1 protein-coding gene is annotated in these 239 nt (G+C 66.9%); it reads right to left on the reverse strand.

Translation table 11 applies throughout. From position 1 onward, the window contains the following. On the reverse strand, positions 1-239 hold a 239-nt coding region (locus ACTHSW_RS10940), incomplete at both ends, for a malate:quinone oxidoreductase (RefSeq protein ID WP_440373931.1).

Here is a 239-nt window from a genome sequence, read left to right on the forward strand (position 1 = left end):
GGGCCGAACATGAGGTGGCGTTTGCCGTCCACGTTGCGGGTGTCGAGGTGCGGGACGGACATGGGCGGCGCGCCGACGGAGGCTTGTCCGTACACTTTGGCGTTGTGCTGCGCGGCGGTCTCGGGGTTGCTGTTGCGGAAGAACAGTCCGGAAACGGGGAAGCCGCCGTAGCCTTTGCCTTCGGGGATGCCGGATTTTTGCAGCAGGGTCAGTGCGCCGCCGCCTGCGCCGAGGAAGAG

The sequence above is a fragment of the Neisseria sp. P0008.S004 genome (assembly GCF_051962755.1).
Classification (GTDB): Bacteria; Pseudomonadota; Gammaproteobacteria; order Burkholderiales; family Neisseriaceae; genus Neisseria; species Neisseria subflava_A.